This is a genomic window from Streptomyces sp. NPDC025651 (assembly GCF_055558735.1).
In genome coordinates, this window is sequence record NZ_JBVHLZ010000005.1 from 173,909 (window position 1) to 194,398 (window position 20,490).

Here is a 20,490-nt window from a genome sequence, read left to right on the forward strand (position 1 = left end):
AGCCCGTCATGAATCAGCAGCTCGCGGGCTTTGCCCCCGCACCCGTCGCCGCCCGCATGGAGAACCACGGGCACCACATGGTCAAGGTGGCCATGCAGACCGGCAACGACCTCCTCGCGCGCGTGGGTTCGATGGTCGCTTACGAAGGGTTCGTGCAGTACGAGCCGAATCCGCCCGCCGTCCGCCAGGTCGCGCGCGAGTGGATGACCGGCGAGGGCGCGCCCCTGATGAAGTGCTCCGGAGACGGCCTGCTCTACCTCGCCGACTACGGAGCGGATGTCGTCGTCATCAACCTGGCGGGCGACTCCCTCTCCGTGAACGGCACCAACCTGCTCGCCTTCGACGCGTCCCTCCAGTGGGGCGTCGAGCGCGTCAAGGGCATGGCCAAGTTCGCGGGCCAGGGCCTGTGGAACATCAAGATCTCCGGCCAGGGATGGGTCGCGCTGACCTCCCGCGGCACCCCGATCGTCGTCGACTGCGGCCGTGGCGACGACGAGACGTACGTCGACCCGGACGCCCTGATCGCCTGGTCCCCGAACCTCAAGGTGAAGGGCAAGCGCAGCTTCAAGGCCGGCTCCCTCATCGGGCGCGGCAGCGGTGAGGCCTACCAGATGGGCTTCTCCGGAGAGGGCATCGTCGTCGTACAGCCCAGCGAGGACAGCACCGACCGTCTCCGAGCACGGGGCTGAGGGGGAGCAACACACCATGCAGAGCTCACTTTTCGCACACGCCGAGCAGCAGACCCAGGAGCGCTACTCCGTCCAGAACCCGCAGCTGCTGCGGGTCGCCCTGGACGGGCACGACGACGTACTGGCCCGCAAGGGCGCGATGGTCGCCTACCAGGGGCTGATCGAGTTCGATGCCGAGTACCAGAGCCGGGGCAACCAGCGGGCCCGCGCCCACACCGGTGAGGGCCTGGACCTGATGCGCTGTCACGGCCAGGGCACGGTCTACTTCGCCAACCTCGCCCAGTACATCCACGTGGTGGACGTGGACCAGGACGGTCTGACCGTGGACAGCAGCTACGTCCTCGCGATGGACTCGTCGCTGACCCACCAGGTCATCGCCGTGGACAGTCAGTACGGGATCTCCGGCTCCGGCAAGTACCAGCTCAACATCAACGGCCGCGGCAAGGTCGCCCTGATGACGTCGGGCCAGCCGCTGATGCTCCAGGTCACCCCCGACCGGTACGTCAACGCGGACGCCGACGCGATCGTCGCCTGGTCCAACGGCCTGCGCGTGCAGATGCAGGCCCAGACCCACTCCTCGGGCGTCTGGCGGCGCCGCGGCAACACCGGTGAGGGCTGGGAGCTCAGCTTCATGGGCCAGGGCTACGCGCTCGTCCAGCCCAGCGAGATGCTGCCGCCGCAGAACGCGAACATCGGGCAGGGCGCCAGGGCCCAGTTCGGGATGGGGCAGCAGGGTGCCAGGGGCCAGAACCAGGGCAACGTCTGGAGCTGAGCCCTTCTCCCGGTGACGGGAAGAGGACCAGGCCGCGGGGAACTGCGGGCCGGCTGCGGCTGGTCGCGCAGTTCCCCGCGCCCCTTTCCGGGGCGCGCCTCCAGCTGCAGGAGCTACAGGCGTGCCCTGGTTGCCTCTACAAGGCGTACGACCGAGTCGTCGGCCACCCCCGCCACCTCGTCGTACGCGAACCAGCGCAGGTCCAGCGACTCGTCGCTGATCGCCTCGACCGCGTCGGCGGGGGCGAGCGCGGCGTACTGGACGTCGAGGTGCTGAGTGCACGGGCCCGGGATCGGGTGCCGGTCCAGGCGGACGGGGCCGCCCGGGAGCAGCGTCAGGCCCGGCACGCCGGACTCCTCGGTGGCCTCACGCAGCGCGGCCGCGGCCAGCGTCGTGTCACCCGGCTCGCAGTGGCCGCCCATCTGGAGCCACATCCGCAGCTTCTTGTGCAGGGTCAGCAGCACGCGCCCGCGTGACGGGTCGACGACCAGGGCGCTCGCCGTCACGTGGCCCGCGGTGCAGGGCTTCCACATGCCGGCCTCGCCGTGCTCGGACAGGTGGTCCAAGTAGGCCTGGCGCAGCTCGGTCTGGTCGTCGTACCCCTTCAGGACGAGTACGGCGTCGTCGTACAGGCTCACTTACCGCCGTCCTCGGTGCCCTTGTCGCCCTTGTCGCCGTCGTCGTCGCTCTTGGTCTCGCCGCCCTTGGCCGCCTCGCCGAGCATCTTGTCCAGCTCGGAGAAGTCCAGCTGCTCGCGGTGGACGAAGCCGTCGGGGTCGTCCAGGTCGGAGGCCGTCGGCAGCATGTCCGGGTGCTCCCACAGGCCGTCGCGGCCGTCGACACCGCGCGCGTCCGTGAGCGAGGCCCACAGGCGCGAGGCGTCCCGCAGACGGCGCGGACGCAGCTCCAGGCCGATGAGGGTGGCGAACGTCTGCTCCGCGGGGCCGCCCGTCGCACGGCGGCGGCGCAGGGTCTCCCGGAGGGCGTCGGCCGACGACAGACGCGGCTTGGCGGCGGCGTGCACCACGGCGTCCACCCAGCCCTCGACGAGCGCGAGAGCCGTCTCCAGGCGGGCCAGGGCGGCCTTCTGGGCCGGGGTGTCCTCCGGCTGGAACATGCCCTGCTGCAGCGCTTCCTGCAGCTGCTCGGGGTTCTGCGGGTCGAGCTGGCCGACGACGTCCTCCAGCTTGGCCGTGTCGACCTTGATCCCGCGGGCGTACCCCTCGACGGCGCCGAACAGGTGCGAGCGCAGCCACGGGACGTGGGCGAAGAGCCGCTGGTGGGCGGCCTCGCGCAGCGCCAGGTAGAGCCGCACCTCGTTCTTGTCGATGCCCAGGTCCTTGCCGAAGGTCTCGACGTTCACCGGCAGGAGCGCGGCCTTGCCGGAGGGGCCCAGCGGCAGGCCGATGTCGGTGGAGCCGACGACCTCGCCCGCGAGCACGCCCACGGCCTGGCCGATCTGCTGGCCGAACATGGCGCCGCCCATGGAGCGCATCATGCCGATCAGCGGGCCCGCCATGGCCTGCATCTCCTCGGGCAGCACGTCGCCCATGGCCAGGCCGACGCGCTCGGCGACCGGGTCGACGAGCTCCTTCCACACCGGCAGGGTCGCCTCGACCCACTCGGCGCGGCTCCAGGCCACGGCCGTGCCGGACCCGGAGGGCAGCGACGTCGCGTCGTCGAGCCACAGGTCGGCCAGGCGCACGGCCTCCTCGACCGCCGAGCGCTCGGCGGGGCCGACGCTGGTGTCCTTGACGCCGTCCGCCGTGCCCTGGGAGACGGTCTGGCGGGCGATGTCCTTGGCCATGTCCCAGTTCACCGGGCCGCCCTCGTACGAGAGCATCTGGCCGAGCTGCTGGAAGGCCGCGCCCAGGTCGTTCGGGTTCATCGAACCGAACATCGCGGCGAACGGATTGTCACCGCCGCCGGGGCCGCCCGCTCCGGGGAATCCCCCGAAACCGAACGGGTTGGCAGGTCCACCGGACCCCTGCCCTCCCCCTCCGGGGGTGTCCTTCTTCTTGCCCTCGTCGCCGTCTTCCGGCTCCTCCGGCGGAAGGCCGAATCCGAATGGGGTGTCACTCACGGGATTCCTCGGCTCGTCAGGCCGCCGGTATCGTTCCGGCGGCGGCGCTACAACACCACCCAGCGTAGACACCGTGACGGGATCGGGCCTCGGTGCTTCGCCGACTCATGGCCTGCGGCAGGATGGATGCCACCTGGTACGTACGCGTCATTCGCGTTCGTACTGAAGACAACCGCTGGAGACGCCCGGTGAGTTCCCCAGATCCACAGGTTCGCGCAGCGCGAAACCCCTCAACCCCGGCGCCCGTCCGTGGGCCCGTAGTCGCCGTCACCGGCGCCGCCTCAGGCGTGGGCGCGCTGCTGACCGAGCGCCTTGCCGCGTCGGAGGAGATCAAGCAGGTCATCGCCATCGACGAGCGCCGGGGCGAGTGCTCCCAGGCCCAGTGGCACATCCTGGACGTGCGGGACCCGGCCATCGCCGAGAAGCTGCGCGGCGCGGACGTCGTGGTGCACCTGGCGCTCGATCTCGACCTGGAGACCGACGGCGCCGCCCGCACCGCGTACAACGTGCGCGGCACCCAGACCGTCCTGACCGCTGCCGCCGCCGCGGGCGTGCACCGCGTCGTGCTGTGCACCTCGGCGATGGTCTACGGAGCGCTGTCCGACAACGAACTGCCCCTCTCCGAAGACGCCGAACTGCGCGCGACCGCCGAGGCCACCGGCGTCGGCGACCTCCTGGAGGTCGAGCGGCTCGCCCGCCGAGCCCCCCGCGCGCACCCCGGCCTCAACGTCACCGTCGTGCGGCCCGCGACCCTGGTGGGCGGCACGGACACGGCCCTGACCCGTTACTTCGAGTCGCCGCGCCTCCTCGTGGTGGCCGGCTCGCGCCCCGCATGGCAGTTCTGCCACGTCGAGGACCTGTGCAGCGCTCTGGAGTACGCCGTCCTGGAGAAGGTCGACGGCGAGCTGGCCGTCGGCTGCGACGGCTGGCTGGAGCAGGAGGAGGTCGAGGAGCTGAGCGGCATCCGCCGCATGGAGCTGCCCTCGACGGTCGCGCTCGGCGCCGCCGCACGGCTGCACCGCATCGGTCTCACCCCGTCGCCGGCCGGTGACCTCGCGTACACGATGTACCCCTGGGTGGTCAGCGTCAGCAGGCTGCACGATGCCGGGTGGCGGCCGCAGTGGACCAACGAGGAGGTCCTCGCGGAGCTGCTCGAAGAGGTCTCGGGCCGGCGGACCGTGGCCGGACGCCGGCTCGGGCGCAAGGACGCGACGGCCGCGGGCGCCGCGGGCGCGACGGTCGCGCTGCTCGGCGCGGCGGCCGTGGTGCGCAGGGCACGCAAGGCGAGGCGGCGGATCTGAGGCCTCCGGAGAACGCGGATCCGAGGCGCCCGGAAAACGCGCCCCTGTAGGGAACTCCAAGACCCCACGCGCGCGTGCCGGGCGAAAGGTCTATTCCGCGATGTCCGTGCCGTGCGGCACCATGGCCGCATGGCACGCACCACGATGGACCACCCCGGCGAGCAGGCCGCCCAGGACCCGATCCGCCTCCTCGCGATCCGCGAGACCCCGCTCTCCCTGGACGAGGTCTTCCGGGCCGTCGGCGACGACGCGGCCGGTGGCACGGCGCTCTTCGTGGGGACCGTGCGCAACCACGACGGCGGCGCGGACGTCGACGAGCTCGGGTACTCGACGCACCCCACCGCCGAGGCCGAGATGCGCCGGGTGGCCGAGAAGGTCGTCGCGGAGTATCCCGTGCGCGCGCTGGCCGCCGTGCACCGCGTCGGGGACCTCGCCGTGGGCGATCTCGCGGTGGTCGTCGCCGTCTCCTGCCCGCACCGCGCCGAGGCCTTCGCCGCCTGCCGCAAGCTGATCGACGACCTCAAGCACGAGGTGCCGATCTGGAAGCACCAGAGGTTCTCCGACGGCAAGGAGGAGTGGGTCGGCGCCTGTTGAGGCGTGGCTCGGCCACTGGGGCCTGATTGACCCGTGTGGCTCCGGTTGCGTAACCCGACCCCTGCCGTGAGCGTTGACCATGCGGATGGTTAATCTGCTGATCAGTCAGTTGCGGTGGCTCATGGGGTCGGGAGGTCGACATGGCATCACTTGCCTGGTTGCTGATTCCGCTGCTGACTGCCGTCGGGGCGGGTCTGTGGGGCAGCTGGGCCGCCCGCAACCGCAAGTCGGGCAGGACGGGCGACGTCTCGGAGCTCAACGGGTACGCCGCGTTCCGCGAGGCGATGGAGAAGTCCCACTCCGTGACGCTGGAGAAGGCGATGGAGAAGTCGCACTCCGGTACGTGAGTTCCCCGTAGGACGGTCGGGGGTTCCCCGTACGGACCGGCCCCACAGGTGCGTTCACAGGCTGGTCCCGTACTGTCGTTCCATGCCACGCCGTACCGGGACGATGCTCGCCTCCACCTTGATCCTGATCGCGCTGCTCTGTGCCGGCGTGCTCATCAAAGTGCCGTACTCGGAGATGTCGCCCGGACCCACGGTGAACACCCTCGGCGACCACGACGGCGAGCCCGTGCTGCAGATCTCCGGGCACAAGACCTATCCCACGACCGGCAACCTCAACATGACGACGGTCAGGGTCACCAGCGCCGACTACAACATGAACCTCGCGGAGGCCGTGTACGGCTGGCTGGCCCACGACAACATCGTGGTGCCGCACGACACGCTCTACCCGGACGGCAAGACCGAGCAGCAGTCCACCCAGGAGAACGCCGAGGAGTTCAGCCAGTCCCAGGAGGCCGCCAAGGTCGCGGCGCTCAGGGAGCTTGACCTCCCGGTGAAGTCCCAGGTCATCGTCTCCACCGTCATCAAGGGCGACCCGGCCGAGGGCAAGCTGCACGCGGGCGACGTCATCAAGGAGGTCGACGGGACGCCCGTCAAGGAGATGACCGACGTCGCGAAGCTCGTCACCCGGCACAAGCCCGGCGAGACGGTCACGTTCACGGTCGTCCCGGTCAAGGAGGCGGCCGCCGCCGAGAAGGCGGGCAAGGAAGCGACCGCGACCGAGGACATCAAGATCAGGACGAAGGCGGCGGAGGACGACAAGGACCGCGCGATCGTCGGCATCCAGGCCGGAACGGACCACACCTTCCCGTTCACGATCGACATCAAGCTGGCCGACGTGGGCGGGCCCAGCGCCGGTCTGATGTTCGCGCTCGGCATCGTCGACAAGCTGACCCCGGAGGACCTCACCGGCGGCAAGTTCATCGCCGGCACCGGCACCATCACCGACGACGGCAAGGTCGGCCCGATCGGCGGCATCGAGATGAAGACCGTCGGCGCGCGCGAGAAGGGCGCCGAGTACTTCCTCACGCCGAAGGCCAACTGCGCGGCCGCCGCGAGCGACGTCCCCGACGGGCTCACGCTCGTGAAGGTGAACACCATCGACGACGCCGTGAAGTCCCTGGCGAAGATCCGCAAGGGCGACACCGACGACCTGCCGAAGTGCACGGCGAGCTGACGGACGACCCCACGGACGGACGTACGCGGGTGAGGAGGACCCCACCCGCGTACGAAAGGAAGAACGGACCCGGCGAACCGCTAGGCGAACGTCGCCGCCAGCGCGTCGGCGAGGCCGGGCACCAGGTCCGAACCGGTGAGGACCTCGGTCGGCGAGTCCTTCTCACGCAGCCGCAGTGCCGACTCGCGCGCACCGTCACGGAGCACCGCGACCGTCATGCGGACCTCCTGGCGGTCCGGGTGCTTGGCCACCCACTTCGCGAGCTGCGCGTCGTTCAGGCCCTCGGGGACGGACGTCTCCGCGGACGGCGGCAGCATCAGACGCTCCACGGTGAGGGCGCAGCCCGCCACCGCGTCCGGCCAGGCGATGGTGCCGAGGAACTCGTCCAGCGGCTTGTCCGCGGGGATCTCCTCCTGCTCGATGGGGGTGAGGCCGGCGTGCTCCACGCCGTCGTCGAGGCCGAGCTGGGAGGCGAGGCCGGGTTCTTGGGTACGCAGTCGCGCCGTGTCGACCAGCGCGAAGAGGCGGGCGGGCCGGTCCCAGCCGAGGCCGGATGCGTACTCGTCGATCTCGAGCACGGCCCGGGTGAGGGGACTCGCTGCCATGGGAGTGTTGGACATGGTCACAATCCTGCCTCGTTCGTCCCGAGAAACGGGAACCGAGTAAAGCGTAGGTAAGTTGCATAGGTGTGGGTCCGCGATCTCGGGGGCCTGACGGACCAACAGCGAATCAACAGCGAACTTCGAGGTGCGCACCTTGGCTTTCCAGATGCCGGACCGCGGCGGAGGCCCGACGGGGCCACGGATCAGAGTGGGCCGACCCTCCCGGCGCGTCCGGACCCTGCTCATGACACTGGGGGTGCTGGCCGTCCTGGCCATGGCCTTCGTCATGTTCTCCGGGTTCTGGACGGACTGGCTGTGGTACCGCTCGGTCCATTACTCATCGGTCTTCACGACCACCCTGTGGACCAAGATCGGCCTGTTCTTCGTCTTCGGCCTCCTGATGGCGGCCGCGGTCGGCGTGAACATCTGGCTGGCGCACCGGCTGCGCCCGCCGCTGAGCGCCATGTCGATGGAGCAGCAGAGCCTCGACCGGTACCGCATGGGCATCGCCCCGTACAAGAAGTGGCTGCTGATCGGGATCACCGCCCTGGTGGGACTGATCGCGGGCGCCTCCGCCGCGGGACAGTGGCGTACGTGGCTGATGTGGATCAACGGCGTGTCCTTCGGCCAGAAGGACCCCCAGTTCCACTTGGACGTGTCCTTCTTCGCGTTCGACCTGCCCTGGTACCGCTTCCTGCTCGGCTTCGGCTTCGCGGCCACGGTGCTCTCCCTGGTCGCCGCCGCCCTGACGCACTACCTGTACGGCGGGCTGCGGATCACCAGCCCGGGCGCGCGCGCGACCGCCGCGGCCACCGGCCACCTCTCGGTGCTGCTCGGTGTCTTCGTGTCGCTCAAGGCCATCGCGTACTGGCTCGACCGGTACGGCCTCGCGGTGAAGTCCAGTGACTTCAAGGCGACGGACAACTGGACCGGCCTGAAGTACGTCGACGCGAACGCCTACCTTCCGGCGAAGACGATCCTGTTCTGCATCGCCGTCATCTGCGCCGTCCTCTTCTTCGCGACGCTGTGGCGGCGCACCTGGCAGCTGCCGGTCATCGGCTTCGGCCTGATGGTGCTCTCGGCGATCCTCATCGGCGGGCTCTACCCCGCGATCGTCCAGAAGTTCCAGGTCCAGCCGAACGAGCAGGCCAAGGAAGCGCCGTACATCGAGAAGAACATCGAGGCCACCCGCGACGCGTACGGCATCAGCGATGTGAAGGCCGAGGCCTACAAGGGCGCCGGCAAGGTCGACGAGGACCCGAAGAAGAAGCGCGAGGACGCGGACACGGCGGCCAACTACCGGCTGAACGACCCGAACATCGTCTCGCCCACGTTCCAGCAGCTGGAGCAGGAGCGCAGTTACTACCAGTTCCCGAAGACGCTGGACGTGGACCGCTACAACGGCCAGGACACCATCGTCGGCCTGCGCGAGATCGACGTGAACAAGCTCGACAAGCGCAACTGGATCAACGACCACTTCGCCTACACCCACGGCTACGGCATGGTCGCGGCCAAGGGCACGGAGACCAAGAAGGGCTCCAAGGGCGCCCCGGCGTTCACCGAGTCCGGCCTGCCCACCACCGGCGACCTCGGTGAGTACGAGCAGCGGATCTACTACGGCGAGAAGACGACCCAGTACTCGATCGTGGGCGGGCCCCAGAAGGAGCTCGACTACGAGGAGTCCGGCGGCGGCCAGAAGACCTACAGCTACAAGGGCGACAGCGGGGTCAACCTCTCCAACCCGATCAACCGCGCCGCGTACGCGGTCTCCTTCGGGGAGCCGCAGATCCTGTACTCGGGCGCCATCGGCGAGGGCTCGCGGATCCTCTACAACCGCACCCCCAAGGAGCGCGTCGAGGCGGTGGCCCCCTGGCTGACGATCGACGGCGACGTCTACCCGACGGTGGTCGACGGCCGCATCCAGTGGGTGGTGGACGCCTACACGACGTCCAACGGCTATCCCTACGCCTCGCGGACCACGCTCGGCGACACCACGGCCGACTCGCTGTCGCAGGCCGACAGCCAGCGCACGGTGATCGCCCAGCAGAACCAGGTCAACTACATCCGCAACTCGGTGAAGGCGACCGTCGACGCGTACACCGGTGACGTCAAGCTCTACACCTGGGACGACAAGGACCCGGTCCTGAAGACCTGGAAGAAGGCGTTCCCGGGCACGGTCAAGGACAAGAGCGACATCCCGCCGAAGCTGATGGACCACCTGCGCTACCCGCAGGACATGTTCAAGGTGCAGCGCGAACTGCTCACGAAGTACCACGTCACGGACGCCGGCCAGTTCTACAACGCGAGTGACGCCTGGCAGGTGCCGAACGACCCGACGAAGAAGGACGACAGCGCGGTCCCGCCGTACTACCTGTCCATGAAGTCGCCGGGCCAGACGCAGCAGCAGTTCTCGCTGACGACGACGTTCACCCCCAGTGAGCGGCCCAACCTGAGGGCCTTCATGTCGGTCGACGCCGATGCCAGAAGCAAGAACTACGGCAAGATGCAGCTCCTGAGAGTGAGCGGCGACGTCGACGGCCCGGAGCAGGTGCAGAACAAGCTGAACTCCATGACGGAGGTCGGCAACTTCGTCCGGGACATGAAGGGCGCCGACTCCGACGTCCTCTACGGCAATCTGCTGACCGTGCCACTGGACGACGGCTTCCTGTACGTCGAACCCGTCTACGTACAGGGACGCAAGTCGGCGTATCCGCTGCTGAAGAAGGTCGCGGTGTCGTACGGCACGGAGACCGCCTTCGCGGACACCCTGAGCGAGGGCCTCAACCAGGTCTTCGGGGCCGACGGCGCTACCGAGCCGCCGGACGAGGATCCGGGCGGCGACGAGCCGACCAAGCCGCCGAAGACGAACGACCCGACGGTCCAGGCCGCGCTCGACGACGCCCAGAAGGCGTTCGAGGACGGCGAGAAGGCCATGAAGGACGGCGACTGGAAGGCGTACGGCGAGGCGCAGGAACGCCTCCAGAAGGCGCTGGAGAAGGCCGAGGAGGCCTCGAACAAGGCCGCCGAGAAGGACGACAAGGGCGGCGACAAGAACGCCGACAAGGAGAAGCAGGGGGACCAGGGCAGCTGACCGAGTGGTCAAGCGGCCACCCCGCGCCGTGGTACGGTTTCGTCACAACGGCGCGGGGTGGAGCAGCTCGGTAGCTCGCTGGGCTCATAACCCAGAGGTCGCAGGTTCAAATCCTGTCCCCGCTACTGCAAGGTGAAGGCCCGGATCCTTACGGATCCGGGCCTTCGTCGTGCGTGATGGTTCACGTCGTGTGCGGGTGTCCTATGCCAACCGATGCGAACGGTGCGCGGTCGGGGGAGAGTTGGGGGATCTGTGTTTCACTTATCTCTCTGTGGGCATGTCGACAAAACGCTGAAGTGACCTCACTGGCTGCGGTATACCAGATGTACCCAGGTTGCAGGTGGTGCGACGATGGACGTTATGGGGGACAAGGCAACTCTGTTGGAGACAGGGCGGTTTGTGCAGCCGGCCGACCGGGAGGATCCCGGGGCGGCCGCCGAGGAGATGCGCCACCGGCTGGCCGCCGAGGCCGGCGACGTGGACGCGATGAGTGTGCTCGGCAGCCTCCTGCTGCGCCGCGGTGATCTCGACGGGGCCGAATCCCTGCTGCGCGCGGCGACCGCCGAGGGCGACCGCGCCGCGGCCAACAACCTGGGCGTCCTCCTCCACCAGCGCGGGTACGCGGACGAGGCGGCCGGCTGGTGGCGGGTCGCCGCCGTCGCCGGTTCCGCCGCGGCCGCGCACGCCCTCGGGCGCCACCACCGCGAGCGCGGCGACGAGCCCGCCGCCGAGTACTGGCTGCGGCAGTCCGCCGAGCAGGGGCACACCCTGGGGGCGTACGCACTCGCCGACCTCCTGGAGCACCGCGGTGACGTCGGCGCCGAGCGCTGGATGCGCACCGCCGCAGAGCGCGGCCACCGCGAGGCCGCCTACCGCCTGGCGCGCGCGCTCGACCGGCGGGCGACCACGGAGCGCGGCGAGCGCCCCGCGCGCCCCGCACCCGGCGAGGACGAGGGGACGCGTTCCCCCGCCGACGAGGCCGAGCAGTGGTACCGCCAGGCGGCCGCGCGCGGGCACCGGCGGGCCGCGCTGCACCTCGGCGCGATCCTGGAGCGCCGCGGCGAGCTGAAGGAGGCGGGCCGCTGGTACCTCAACTCCGCCAAGGACGGCGAGGCCAGGGCCGCCTGCGCCCTTGGCTTCCTGCTGCGCGACGCGGGCGACGAGGAGAGCGCCGCCGCGTGGTGGCTCAAGGCCGCCCAGGACGGCGACGGGAACGCCGCGAACGCGCTGGGCGCCCTGCACGCCGAGCGCGGCGAGACCCAGACCGCCGAGCGCTGGTACCGCGCCGCGATGGACGCGGGCGACGTGAACGGCGCGTACAACCTCGGGCTGCTCTGCGCCGAGCAGGACCGCACCGCGCAGGCCGACCAGTGGTACCGCCGTGCCGCGTACGCCGGACACCGCGAGGCGGCGAACGCGCTCGCCGTGCTGCTGCTCCAGGGCGGCGACGCGGCCGGGGCCGAGCCGTGGTTCTCCAAGGCCGCGGAGGCGGGCAGCGTGGACGCCGCGTTCAACCTCGGGATCCTGTACGCAAGCCGGGACGACGAGGCCGCCGCCCTGCGGTGGTACGAGCGCGCGGCCGCCGCCGGGCACACCGACGCCGCGCTCCAGGTCGGCACGGCGCGGCTGCGCGAGGGCGACGACCAGGCGGCCGAGCGGTATCTGCGGTGCGCGGCGGGGGGCGGCAGCGCGGAGGCGGCGTACCGGCTCGGGACCGTGCTCGACGCGCGGCGCCCGTCGGCGGGGCCGCCGGTGCTCGGTGAGCCCGCCGCGGAGAAGACGGAGTGCGAGGAGTGGTACGAGCGGGCCGCCGAGCAGGGGCATCGGCGGGCCCAGGTCCGGGTCGGCATGCTGGCCGCCGGGCGGGGCGACGTCGTCGAGGCCGCGCGGTGGTACCGCCAGGCCGCGGAGGCCGGGAGCCGGAACGGCGCGTTCAATCTCGGGCTGCTGCTCGCGCGGGAGGGGAGCGAGCCGGAGGCCGCGCTGTGGTGGACGCGGGCGGCCGATGCGGGGCACGGGCGGGCGGCGCTGCGGCTTGCGCTGCTCTACGCTCGGCGCGGGCAGCTGGCTCAGGGGCAGCGGTGGGCTTCGCGGGCGGTTGATCTTGGGCCTGCGGAGGTTTCCGAGCGGGCGGCGAGGCTTCGCGAAGCGTTGCAGCAGGAACTGTCTGCGTGAGGCACGCCTCCGCTGGGGGGTTCTTGTGGTCGTCGGGCGGGTGCAGGTCGTGGGTGGTCTGTGACCACCCTTCCCCAAGCTCTCGGTTTCGCTCGAGCAGGGGAGACCCCACTCGCCGTGCGGAACGCCTGCCCCCAGACGGTGCGGCCAGCTCGCCGGAACGGATTTGCGCTGGTCGTGGCGTTGACGTAGTGTTGGGTTCACCGACGCGGGGTGGAGCAGCTCGGTAGCTCGCTGGGCTCATAACCCAGAGGTCGCAGGTTCAAATCCTGTCCCCGCTACTGACGGTCGAGGGCCGGAAGCCGATTGGCTTCCGGCCCTCGATTCATTTGTGGCCCACCGCTTCCTCGTACAGCTCGCGGTCCACCGCCCTGCTCTCCGGGACCTGGTCGCCCTTCGTGACGCCCGCCGCGCGGTACGCGTCCTGCAGGCGGTCCGTCGTGCCCGCGCGGATCTCCCAGTCCATGCGGAGGGACGGGGTGGAGAGCAGCACCTCCTCGTCCGTCTTGAGCAGCCTGGCGAGGTCTCTCGCGAAGGCCTTGTCGGCCTTGTAGTCGCCCGCGAAGTACGTGTTCACCGTCCTGATGTACGCCCGCAGCAGCGCCACGCCCGCGTCCGGGTCCTTCCGCAGGAGGTTCGGGCCGAAGAGCAGGCCGCCCAGCGGTTCGGCCCGTGGCTGGCCGCCGAGGAACGCGTACCGCTTGTCGCCGTCGACCTTGCGCCAGACCGGGTCGAGCAGCCAGGCCGAGTCGGTGCCGCCGTTCTGCAGGGCGGTGAGGACGTCCGCCGAGCCCAGCTGCTGGAACTGGATCTCGTCGAGGCCGCCGCCGTGCTTCTTCAGTGCCTTGTTCATGGGGTACGCGATGACGGACCCCTTGCCGATCATCGTGCCGAGTTTGCGGCCCGCCATGGGGACGTGGGCCGCGGTCTCGTTCTCGCGCAGCTTCACCCACAGGCCGCTCTTGGACCTGGGGTCGGGGGAGAAGTTGCCGGCCGTCCACTTGATGTCGAAGCCGCTGGTGATGCCGTTCATCACGGCGGCCTCGGGGGCCGCCCACTGGGCGTCGACGTCGCCCTTGGCCAGGAGGGGCAGGGCCTCGGGGGTGGGGAGGACCTTCAGCTGGACGTCCAGACCCTCCTTCGCGAACTCGCCCTTGTCCACCGCCATCTGGAGCGGCGCGACGTACTCGGCGCTCAGGGTGCCGGTCGCGATCGTCAGGCGGCGCTTGTCGGGGAGCGGCTCGGGGGCGGGGGTGTTCGGGGCGCAGCGGGCCGGCTCGCGGTCGGGGGACAGGTCGGCGGGATCGGTCCAACTGCCCTTGCCGCAACCGGAGACCGCGGTGACGGCGCGGGGTTTCGCGGGGGCGGGTGGAGGCTTGTCGTCCTCCTTCGCGCAGCCCGAAGCCGCGAGCAGCGTGCCCGCGACGAGCAGCGTGAGTGCGGTGGTGCGGGTGCGCATGGTGCCTCCGAGCACTCTTCCGCGTACGGATCGCGCCGTACGTACGGGATTCGATGTCATGACTGGCTTCGGCCGCGGTCGCGCGGGGCCCAGGGAGTGAGCAACCGGCCCGCGATCCGCACCAGTTCGGAGAAGACGACGCCGAGCACGGCGACGCAGACGATGCCGACGAACATCACGTCGTTCTGGAAGAGCGCGCGCGAGTCGAAGATGAGATGGCCGAGGCCGTCCGCCGCCGCGATCTGCTCGGAGGCGACGATCACCAGGACCGCGACCCCGGCCGCGATCCGCGCGCCCACCAGGACGGCGGGGAGCGAGGCGGGCAGCAGCACGTGGCGGAACATCTGCCAGGGCGACGCGCCGAAGACCCGGCCCGCGTCGCGGTGTCCGGACGGGACGGCGAGGACCGCCGCCATCGTCGAGATCCAGACGAAGAAGAAGACCGTGGTGGCGACGAGCGCGATCTGCGGGCCCTCGCCGAGGCCGAACATGTTGAGGAAGACGGGCAGGAGCGCCAGCTTCGGGACGACGTACAGCGCGTCGAGCGTGGGCTCAAGTGCCGCTCGTACGAAAGAGAGCGATCCCATCAGCAGGCCGAGCGCGTACCCGGCGACGGTGCCGATCGCGTACCCGGCGAGGACGCGCTGGAGCGTGGCTCGCACATCCGGCCACAGGTCGCCGTCCGCCGCGCGCTGCCAGCCGTCCTCGATGATGGTCTGGGGCGCGGGGTAGACGCGGTCGTCGATCCAGCCGCTCACCGCCGCGAGCTGCCACAGCAGGATCAGGGCGGCCGGTACGCCCATGGCCAGCGAGAGTTCCAGGGCGCGGCGCCTGCGGTGGGTGCGGGTGGGGTGGAGTTCCTGGGGTCCCGGGCTTCTGATCAGGAGGTCTTCCCCGTGCTCTGCGGGGGTACGGCTCTTGTCCGTGACTGTGCTCATGCCGCCGCCTCCGTGCCGACCTCGCCGCGCAGCAGGTCCCACAACTCGCTCTTCAGCGCGGTGAATTCGGGGGTGTCGCGGACCTCGCCGGTGCGGGGGCGGGGGAACGGGGGGCGGCGTTCGGCGATGATGCGGCCCGGCCGTGCCGACATCACCAGGACGCGGTCGCCGAGGACGATCGCCTCTTCGAGGCTGTGCGTGATGAAGAGGGTCGTGGTGCGGGTCGTCTGGGTGAGGGCGAGGAGTTCGTCCTGCAGGATCGTGCGGAGCTGGGCGTCGAGGGCCGCGAAGGGCTCGTCCATCAGGAGGATCTCGGGCTCGACGGCCAGCGCGCGGGCGATGGCGACGCGTTGGCGCATGCCGCCGGAGAGGGTGGCGGGGTAGGCGTCGGCGAAGTCCGCGAGGCCCATGCGGGTGAGCCAGTCCGTGGCCCTGGTGTTCGCCTCGCGGCGGGGGACCTTCTGGATGTCCAGGCCGAATCTGACGTTGGCCCGGACGGTCTTCCAGTCGTAGATGCCGTAGTCCTGGAAGATCATCGCGGCGGGGCGCGTGGCCGCGGTGCGGATCGTCAACTCGCCCCTGCTCGGGCGGAGGAGGCCTGCGGCTATGCGGAGGAAGGTTGATTTTCCGCAGCCCGAGGGGCCGACGATGCAGGTGAATTCGCCGGGGGCGACGGTCAGGTCCACGGGGCCCAGGGCGTGGACCGCCCCGGCTCCCCGGCCGAAGGTTCTTTTCACTGCGTGGGCTTGGATCTTGGGGCGGGTGGGGTGCGGATCTTCCACGGGGTCTCCTTGCGGAGGGCAGGTGGATTCTGGCGTCGCCGAGAATATGACGCACCGTCAGGTCTTGGAAGGGGTGTGACCTCGCTCAAGCGGGGGAGGCCCCACTCGCCGTGCGGAACGCCTGCCCGCAGAGCGAGCGGGCTGTCGCCCGGAAACCGCAAAGCCCCCGGCTGCTGGTGTGCCGGGGGCCTTCAGGTGCGTACGTAAAAGGCTTACGTCGCGGCGCAGTTCGGGCAGGTGCCCCGGTACGTGACCTCCACTGCCTCGACCGTGAAGCCGAAGCGTTCCGAGTCGGGGAGGCTGGTCAGGGGGTTGCCCGTGGGGTGGACGTCTCGGATGGCGCCGCACTGGGCGCAGACCAGGTGGTGGTGGGGGCGGTGGGCGTTCGGGTCGTACCGCTTCGCGCGGCGGTCCGTCGAGACTTCGAGGATCTCGCCGAGGGAGACCAGCTCGCCCAGGGTGTTGTAGACGGTCGCCCGGGAGATCTCGGGCAGCTTGTCCACGGCGCGCGCGTGCACCTCGTCGGCCGTGAGGTGGACGTGGTCCCCGTCGAGGACCTCGGCCACCACGCGGCGCTGTGCGGTCATGCGCCAGCCGCGTCCGCGCAGTCGTTCCAACAGGTCACTCATAAAGACCAGCCTAACAGGCGAGGGACCTAAGTCCCGACCGGGTGTGACTTTAGATGTTTACTTGACTTAGACAAAGTCCATCGTAGGATCGAGTACGGCAAACGCCAAGGGACAGGACTTGCAGGAAATGACGCAGGAGGCGCACGTGACGCAGGGACCGCTCACCACGGAGGCCGGCGCGCCGGTCGCCGACAACCAGAACAGCGAGACGGCGGGCGTCGGCGGGCCGATGCTCATCCAGGACCAGCTGCTCCTCGAGAAGCTCGCGCACTTCAACCGCGAGCGCATCCCGGAGCGCATCGTGCACGCGCGTGGTGCGGGCGCGTACGGCACCTTCACCCTGACCCGGGACGTCTCGCAGTGGACGCGCGCGAAGTTCCTCTCCGAGGTCGGCAAGCAGACCGAGACGTTCCTGCGCTTCTCCACCGTGGCCGGAAACCTCGGCGCGGCCGACGCGGTGCGCGACCCGCGCGGCTTCTCGCTGAAGTTCTACACGGAGGAGGGGAACTACGACCTCGTCGGCAACAACACCCCGGTCTTCTTCATCAGGGACGCCATCAAGTTCCCGGACTTCATCCACACGCAGAAGCGCGACCCGTACACGGGCTCGCAGGAGGCCGACAACGTGTGGGACTTCTGGGGCCTGAGCCCGGAGGCCACCCACCAGGTGACCTGGCTCTTCGGTGACCGCGGCATCCCGGCGTCGTACCGGCACATGGACGGGTTCGGCTCGCACACGTTCCAGTGGAACAACGAGGCGGGCGAGGTCTTCTGGGTCAAGTACCACTTCAAGACCGACCAGGGGATCAAGAACCTCACCGCCGCCGAGGCCGAGGTGCTCGCGGGCAAGGACCCCGACTCGCACCAGCGCGACCTGCGCGAGGCCATCGAGCGCGGGGACTTCCCGACCTGGACCGTGCAGGTGCAGATCATGCCGGCGGCCGACGCGGCGAACTACCGCTTCAACCCGTTCGACCTCACCAAGGTGTGGCCGCACGCGGACTACCCGCCGATCGAGATCGGCAAGCTGGAGCTCAACCGCAACCCGGAGAACATCTTCGCCGAGGTGGAGCAGGCGATCTTCAGCCCCGCCCACTTCGTGCCGGGCATCGGCCCCTCCCCGGACAAGATGCTCCAGGGCCGCCTCTTCGCGTACGGCGACGCCCACCGCTACCGCGTCGGCATCAACGCCGACCACCTGCCGGTGAACCGCCCGCACGCCACCGAGGCGCGTTCGCACGGCCGTGACGGCTTCCTGTACGACGGCCGCCACAAGGGCGCGAAGAACTACGAGCCCAACTCCTTCGGCGGCCCGCACCAGACGGACCGTCCGCTCTGGGTGACCACCGCCGTCTCCGGCGGCACGGGCAACCACGCGACGCCCTCGCACGCCGAGGACGACGACTTCGTGCAGGCGGGCGACCTCTACCGGCTGATGTCCGAGGACGAGAAGGCGCGTCTGATCGAGAACCTGGCGGGCAGCATCGCGGGCGTCTCGCGCGACGACATCGCCGAGCGCGCGATCGACAACTTCCGCAAGGCGGACGGTGACTTCGGCAAGCGGCTGGAGGCCGCGGTCCAGGCCCTGCGCGGCTGACCAGTACCCCTTGTCGTTGAGTGCGGCGGGCCGGTCCCCTCGCGGGGCCGGCCCGCCGCCGTGTGTCAGCCCGCCATCGTGGCGGTGGTGGCCGCGCGCCGCACCGGCGCCCAGCAGCGGATGATGTCGCGGACCGAGACGATCCCGGCCGGTTCGTTGCCGTCCATGACGACCAGGTGACGGAAGCCGCCGTGCGACATGGCGTCCGCGGCGTCCTCCAGGGTCCAGGCGGGGGTCGCGAAGACGACGTCGGTGGTGGTGTGGGTCCCCGCGGTCTCCAGGTCGGGGTTCTGGCCGAGTCCCAGGGAGACGAGGATGTCGCGCTCGGTGAGGATGCCGAGTCCACAGGTGTCGGGGTCGAGGACGACGGCCGCGCCGACGCGGCGGGCCGACATCAGCCGGGCGGCCTGGCGGAGTGTGTGGGCGGGGCCGATGGTGAGGACCACCGTGCTCATGGCGTCGCGGACGAGCATGGGCGTGAGCCACCTCCTTGGTGAAGCCGAGGTCTCCCGGTGGGCGAAGGATTGCCTCCGCTACCTGCTGGAGAAAGGATTCACAAGTTCACAAGTGGGGGGACTCTCAGAGTCGCAGCCATGCAGGGTGCCAACAAGGGGGCGCGCGCGGTCAGTTCAGGGCGTACGCGCGCGTGGCGTACATCGGCGGGCGCGCCTCTCGGCGCGCGCTCAGTAGCGCTGGTTGAGGTAGCCGAGCAGCTCGTCGTGGAGCAGGCCGTTCGACGCCGCCGCGTTGCCGCTGTGCGGGCCCGGCCTGCCGTCGAGGCCGGTGAAGCTGCCGCCCGCCTCCGTCACCACGATCGCGTTCGCCGCCATGTCCCAGAGCGAGAGCTCCGGCTCCGCGCAGATGTCGACCGAGCCCTCGGCCACCATCATGTACGGCCAGAAGTCGCCGTAACCGCGGGTGCGCCAGACCGAGCGTGTGAGGTCCATGAAGCCGTCGAGGCGGCCCTGCTCCTCCCAGCCGCTCAACGACGAGTACGCGAAGGACGCGTCCGCGAGCCGCGAGACCTTGGAGACCTGCAGCCGGCTCGCCGAGGTGAGGCTGCGTCCGGTGTACGCGCCGCCGCCCTTCGCCGCCCACCAGCGGCGGCCGAGCGCGGGCGCGGAGACGACGCCGACCACCGGCTGGTAGCCGCCCTCGCCCGCCTCCATCAGGGAGATCAGCGTGGCCCAGACAGGGACACCGCGTACGTAGTTCTTGGTGCCGTCGATCGGGTCGACCACCCATCGGCGCGGGCCCGTCCCCTCGATGCCGTACTCCTCGCCGAGGATCGCGTCGCGGGGCCTCGCGCGCTGCAGCTGGGAGCGGATCAGCTCCTCGGCCGCCTTGTCGGCCTCGCTCACCGGCGTCATGTCCGGCTTGGTCTCGACCTTCAGGTCGAGCGCCTTGAACCGGTCCATGGTCTGGGCGTCGGCGGCGTCCGCGAGGACATGGGCGAGACGCAGATCATCGTGGTAGTCGGGCATGAGTGAACAGTATCGATCTCGAAGTGGCCGGGCCACAGCACCCATGTGCGAGGCATCGACCGTGCTCTCGCGGGACCCCTTGACAGTGCCGCCGAGCGCGTCAACTCTGGCACCGGAGCCGCTTCGGCCCCGGGGAGGCGACGATGCCTGCAGCACGGGAATCCTTACTGGACGCGGCCTACACGGCGCTCGCCCGGCGACCGTGGCCCGGCGTCCGCATGGTCGATGTCGCGGCCGTGGCCGGGGTGTCCCGGCAGACCCTGTACAACGAGTTCGGCAGCAAGGACGGGCTCGCCCGCGCCCTGCTGCGGCGCGAGACCGACGGCTATCTGCACGGCGTCGAGCGGGCCCTCGCCGAGGAGCGCGAGCCGGCCGACCGGCTCGCCGCCGTGGCCGCGTGGACGGTCGGCTCCGCGCGCGGCAACGCGCTCGTGCGGGCCGCGCTCACCGGCTGCTGGAGCGAGCGGCTGCCCGCGCCGAGCAGGGGAGCGGGGTCCACCTCGTCGGTGCCCGCGCAGCGCAGGGCGGACGCCGGGGTGCCCTCGTCGGCGGAGCTCCTCGCGCTCGTGCGGGACCGGGCGGTGCTCGCGCTCGGCGGCCGGGCGCGGGGCAGGGACCCCGAGCTCGCCCTCGCCTGCGAGAGCGCGGTGCGCCTCGCCCTGTCGTACGTCGTCGCCCCCGCGGGGAACGACGACGACCCCGCGGAGCTGGTCCGCGGGGCCATCGGGCGCTGGGTGGGCGCGAAGTAGGCGTATGCCGCGAAGTAGGCATAC

19 protein-coding genes and 2 tRNA genes are annotated in these 20,490 nt (G+C 70.4%); 12 read left to right on the forward strand and 9 right to left on the reverse strand.

Annotated features, from left to right (window positions below):
* Nucleotides 1–8: 8 nt before the first annotated feature.
* Together ACZ4D5_RS20145 and ACZ4D5_RS20150 are read left to right on the forward strand one after the other, a co-directional pair.
* Entirely contained in the window at nt 9–689 is a 681-nt protein-coding gene (locus tag ACZ4D5_RS20145) for an AIM24 family protein (RefSeq protein WP_362328532.1), read from the forward strand.
* 16 nt (nt 690–705) lie between these two features.
* The gene (locus ACZ4D5_RS20150; RefSeq protein ID WP_467773730.1) at nt 706–1,461 is read left to right on the forward strand and encodes an AIM24 family protein; all 756 of its coding nucleotides are present in this window, start codon (nt 706–708) and stop codon (nt 1,459–1,461) included.
* Between the two features lie 113 nt (nt 1,462–1,574).
* On the opposite strand, the gene ACZ4D5_RS20155 is transcribed toward ACZ4D5_RS20150, so the two are convergent.
* Complete coding sequence (locus ACZ4D5_RS20155; RefSeq protein WP_467773731.1) at nt 1,575–2,099, reverse strand: NUDIX hydrolase; 525 nt, start codon at nt 2,097–2,099, stop codon at nt 1,575–1,577.
* Nucleotides 2,096–3,544: a zinc-dependent metalloprotease gene (locus tag ACZ4D5_RS20160; RefSeq protein WP_467773732.1), complete on the reverse strand. Its 1,449-nt coding sequence runs from the start codon at nt 3,542–3,544 to the stop codon at nt 2,096–2,098. Before ACZ4D5_RS20160 ends, ACZ4D5_RS20155 begins: the two co-directional genes overlap by 4 nt.
* A 188-nt stretch (nt 3,545–3,732) precedes the next feature.
* On the opposite strand from ACZ4D5_RS20160, the gene ACZ4D5_RS20165 reads away from it, so the two are divergent.
* The 4 genes from ACZ4D5_RS20165 (at nt 3,733) to ACZ4D5_RS20180 (ending at nt 6,960) form a co-directional block, all read left to right on the forward strand.
* Complete coding sequence (locus ACZ4D5_RS20165) at nt 3,733–4,845, forward strand: SDR family oxidoreductase (protein ID WP_467773733.1); 1,113 nt, start codon at nt 3,733–3,735, stop codon at nt 4,843–4,845.
* A gap of 129 nt (nt 4,846–4,974) precedes the next feature.
* Nucleotides 4,975–5,439, forward strand: a complete 465-nt coding sequence (locus ACZ4D5_RS20170; protein ID WP_467773734.1) for a molybdenum cofactor biosynthesis protein MoaE — start codon at nt 4,975–4,977, stop codon at nt 5,437–5,439.
* A gap of 140 nt (nt 5,440–5,579) precedes the next feature.
* On the forward strand, nt 5,580–5,786 hold the full coding sequence (locus ACZ4D5_RS20175) for a hypothetical protein (RefSeq protein ID WP_467773735.1): 207 nt from the start codon (nt 5,580–5,582) through the stop codon (nt 5,784–5,786).
* 82 nt (nt 5,787–5,868) lie between these two features.
* The gene (locus tag ACZ4D5_RS20180) at nt 5,869–6,960 is read left to right on the forward strand and encodes a YlbL family protein (RefSeq protein ID WP_467773736.1); all 1,092 of its coding nucleotides are present in this window, start codon (nt 5,869–5,871) and stop codon (nt 6,958–6,960) included.
* 80 nt (nt 6,961–7,040) lie between these two features.
* On the opposite strand, the gene ACZ4D5_RS20185 is transcribed toward ACZ4D5_RS20180, so the two are convergent.
* Nucleotides 7,041–7,580: a PPA1309 family protein gene (locus ACZ4D5_RS20185; protein WP_467773737.1), complete on the reverse strand. Its 540-nt coding sequence runs from the start codon at nt 7,578–7,580 to the stop codon at nt 7,041–7,043.
* 148 nt (nt 7,581–7,728) lie between these two features.
* On the opposite strand from ACZ4D5_RS20185, the gene ACZ4D5_RS20190 reads away from it, so the two are divergent.
* The 4 genes from ACZ4D5_RS20190 (at nt 7,729) to ACZ4D5_RS20205 (ending at nt 13,109) form a co-directional block, all read left to right on the forward strand.
* A complete protein-coding gene (locus ACZ4D5_RS20190) occupies nt 7,729–10,653 on the forward strand; it encodes a UPF0182 family membrane protein (RefSeq protein ID WP_467774037.1) in 2,925 nt (974 codons plus the stop codon).
* Between the two features lie 51 nt (nt 10,654–10,704).
* A tRNA-Met gene (locus ACZ4D5_RS20195) sits at nt 10,705–10,778 on the forward strand.
* Between the two features lie 226 nt (nt 10,779–11,004).
* Nucleotides 11,005–12,828, forward strand: coding sequence for a tetratricopeptide repeat protein (locus ACZ4D5_RS20200; protein ID WP_467773738.1), 1,824 nt, complete (start codon nt 11,005–11,007; stop codon nt 12,826–12,828).
* 207 nt (nt 12,829–13,035) lie between these two features.
* Nucleotides 13,036–13,109: transfer RNA gene (locus tag ACZ4D5_RS20205), tRNA-Met, on the forward strand.
* Nucleotides 13,110–13,153: 44 nt separating this feature from the next.
* Here the strand turns inward: ACZ4D5_RS20205 and ACZ4D5_RS20210 are convergent.
* The 4 genes from ACZ4D5_RS20210 to ACZ4D5_RS20225 form a co-directional block, all read right to left on the reverse strand.
* Nucleotides 13,154–14,287, reverse strand: coding sequence for an ABC transporter substrate-binding protein (locus ACZ4D5_RS20210; RefSeq protein ID WP_467773739.1), 1,134 nt, complete (start codon nt 14,285–14,287; stop codon nt 13,154–13,156).
* A gap of 56 nt (nt 14,288–14,343) precedes the next feature.
* The gene (locus ACZ4D5_RS20215) at nt 14,344–15,225 is read right to left on the reverse strand and encodes an ABC transporter permease (RefSeq protein WP_467773740.1); all 882 of its coding nucleotides are present in this window, start codon (nt 15,223–15,225) and stop codon (nt 14,344–14,346) included.
* Nucleotides 15,222–16,007 carry an ABC transporter ATP-binding protein gene (locus ACZ4D5_RS20220; protein WP_467773741.1) on the reverse strand — a complete coding sequence of 262 codons (786 nt, stop codon included), beginning with the start codon at nt 16,005–16,007 and terminating at the stop codon, nt 15,222–15,224. The genes ACZ4D5_RS20215 and ACZ4D5_RS20220 overlap by 4 nt, the downstream gene beginning before the upstream one ends.
* 212 nt (nt 16,008–16,219) lie before the next feature.
* Complete coding sequence (locus ACZ4D5_RS20225; RefSeq protein WP_467773742.1) at nt 16,220–16,636, reverse strand: Fur family transcriptional regulator; 417 nt, start codon at nt 16,634–16,636, stop codon at nt 16,220–16,222.
* 127 nt (nt 16,637–16,763) lie between these two features.
* On the opposite strand from ACZ4D5_RS20225, the gene ACZ4D5_RS20230 reads away from it, so the two are divergent.
* Nucleotides 16,764–18,233 carry a catalase gene (locus ACZ4D5_RS20230; RefSeq protein ID WP_467774038.1) on the forward strand — a complete coding sequence of 490 codons (1,470 nt, stop codon included), beginning with the start codon at nt 16,764–16,766 and terminating at the stop codon, nt 18,231–18,233.
* A gap of 65 nt (nt 18,234–18,298) precedes the next feature.
* On the opposite strand, the gene ACZ4D5_RS20235 is transcribed toward ACZ4D5_RS20230, so the two are convergent.
* Nucleotides 18,299–18,706 (reverse strand): CBS domain-containing protein, encoded by a 408-nt coding sequence (locus ACZ4D5_RS20235; RefSeq protein ID WP_467773743.1) that lies wholly within the window; start codon nt 18,704–18,706, stop codon nt 18,299–18,301.
* Between the two features lie 210 nt (nt 18,707–18,916).
* Nucleotides 18,917–19,717 (reverse strand): histidinol-phosphatase, encoded by an 801-nt coding sequence (hisN, locus tag ACZ4D5_RS20240; protein WP_467773744.1) that lies wholly within the window; start codon nt 19,715–19,717, stop codon nt 18,917–18,919.
* A 143-nt stretch (nt 19,718–19,860) separates the two neighbouring features.
* On the opposite strand from hisN, the gene ACZ4D5_RS20245 reads away from it, so the two are divergent.
* The gene (locus ACZ4D5_RS20245; protein WP_467773745.1) at nt 19,861–20,466 is read left to right on the forward strand and encodes a TetR/AcrR family transcriptional regulator; all 606 of its coding nucleotides are present in this window, start codon (nt 19,861–19,863) and stop codon (nt 20,464–20,466) included.
* The last annotated feature ends 24 nt before the right edge of the window (nt 20,467–20,490 follow it).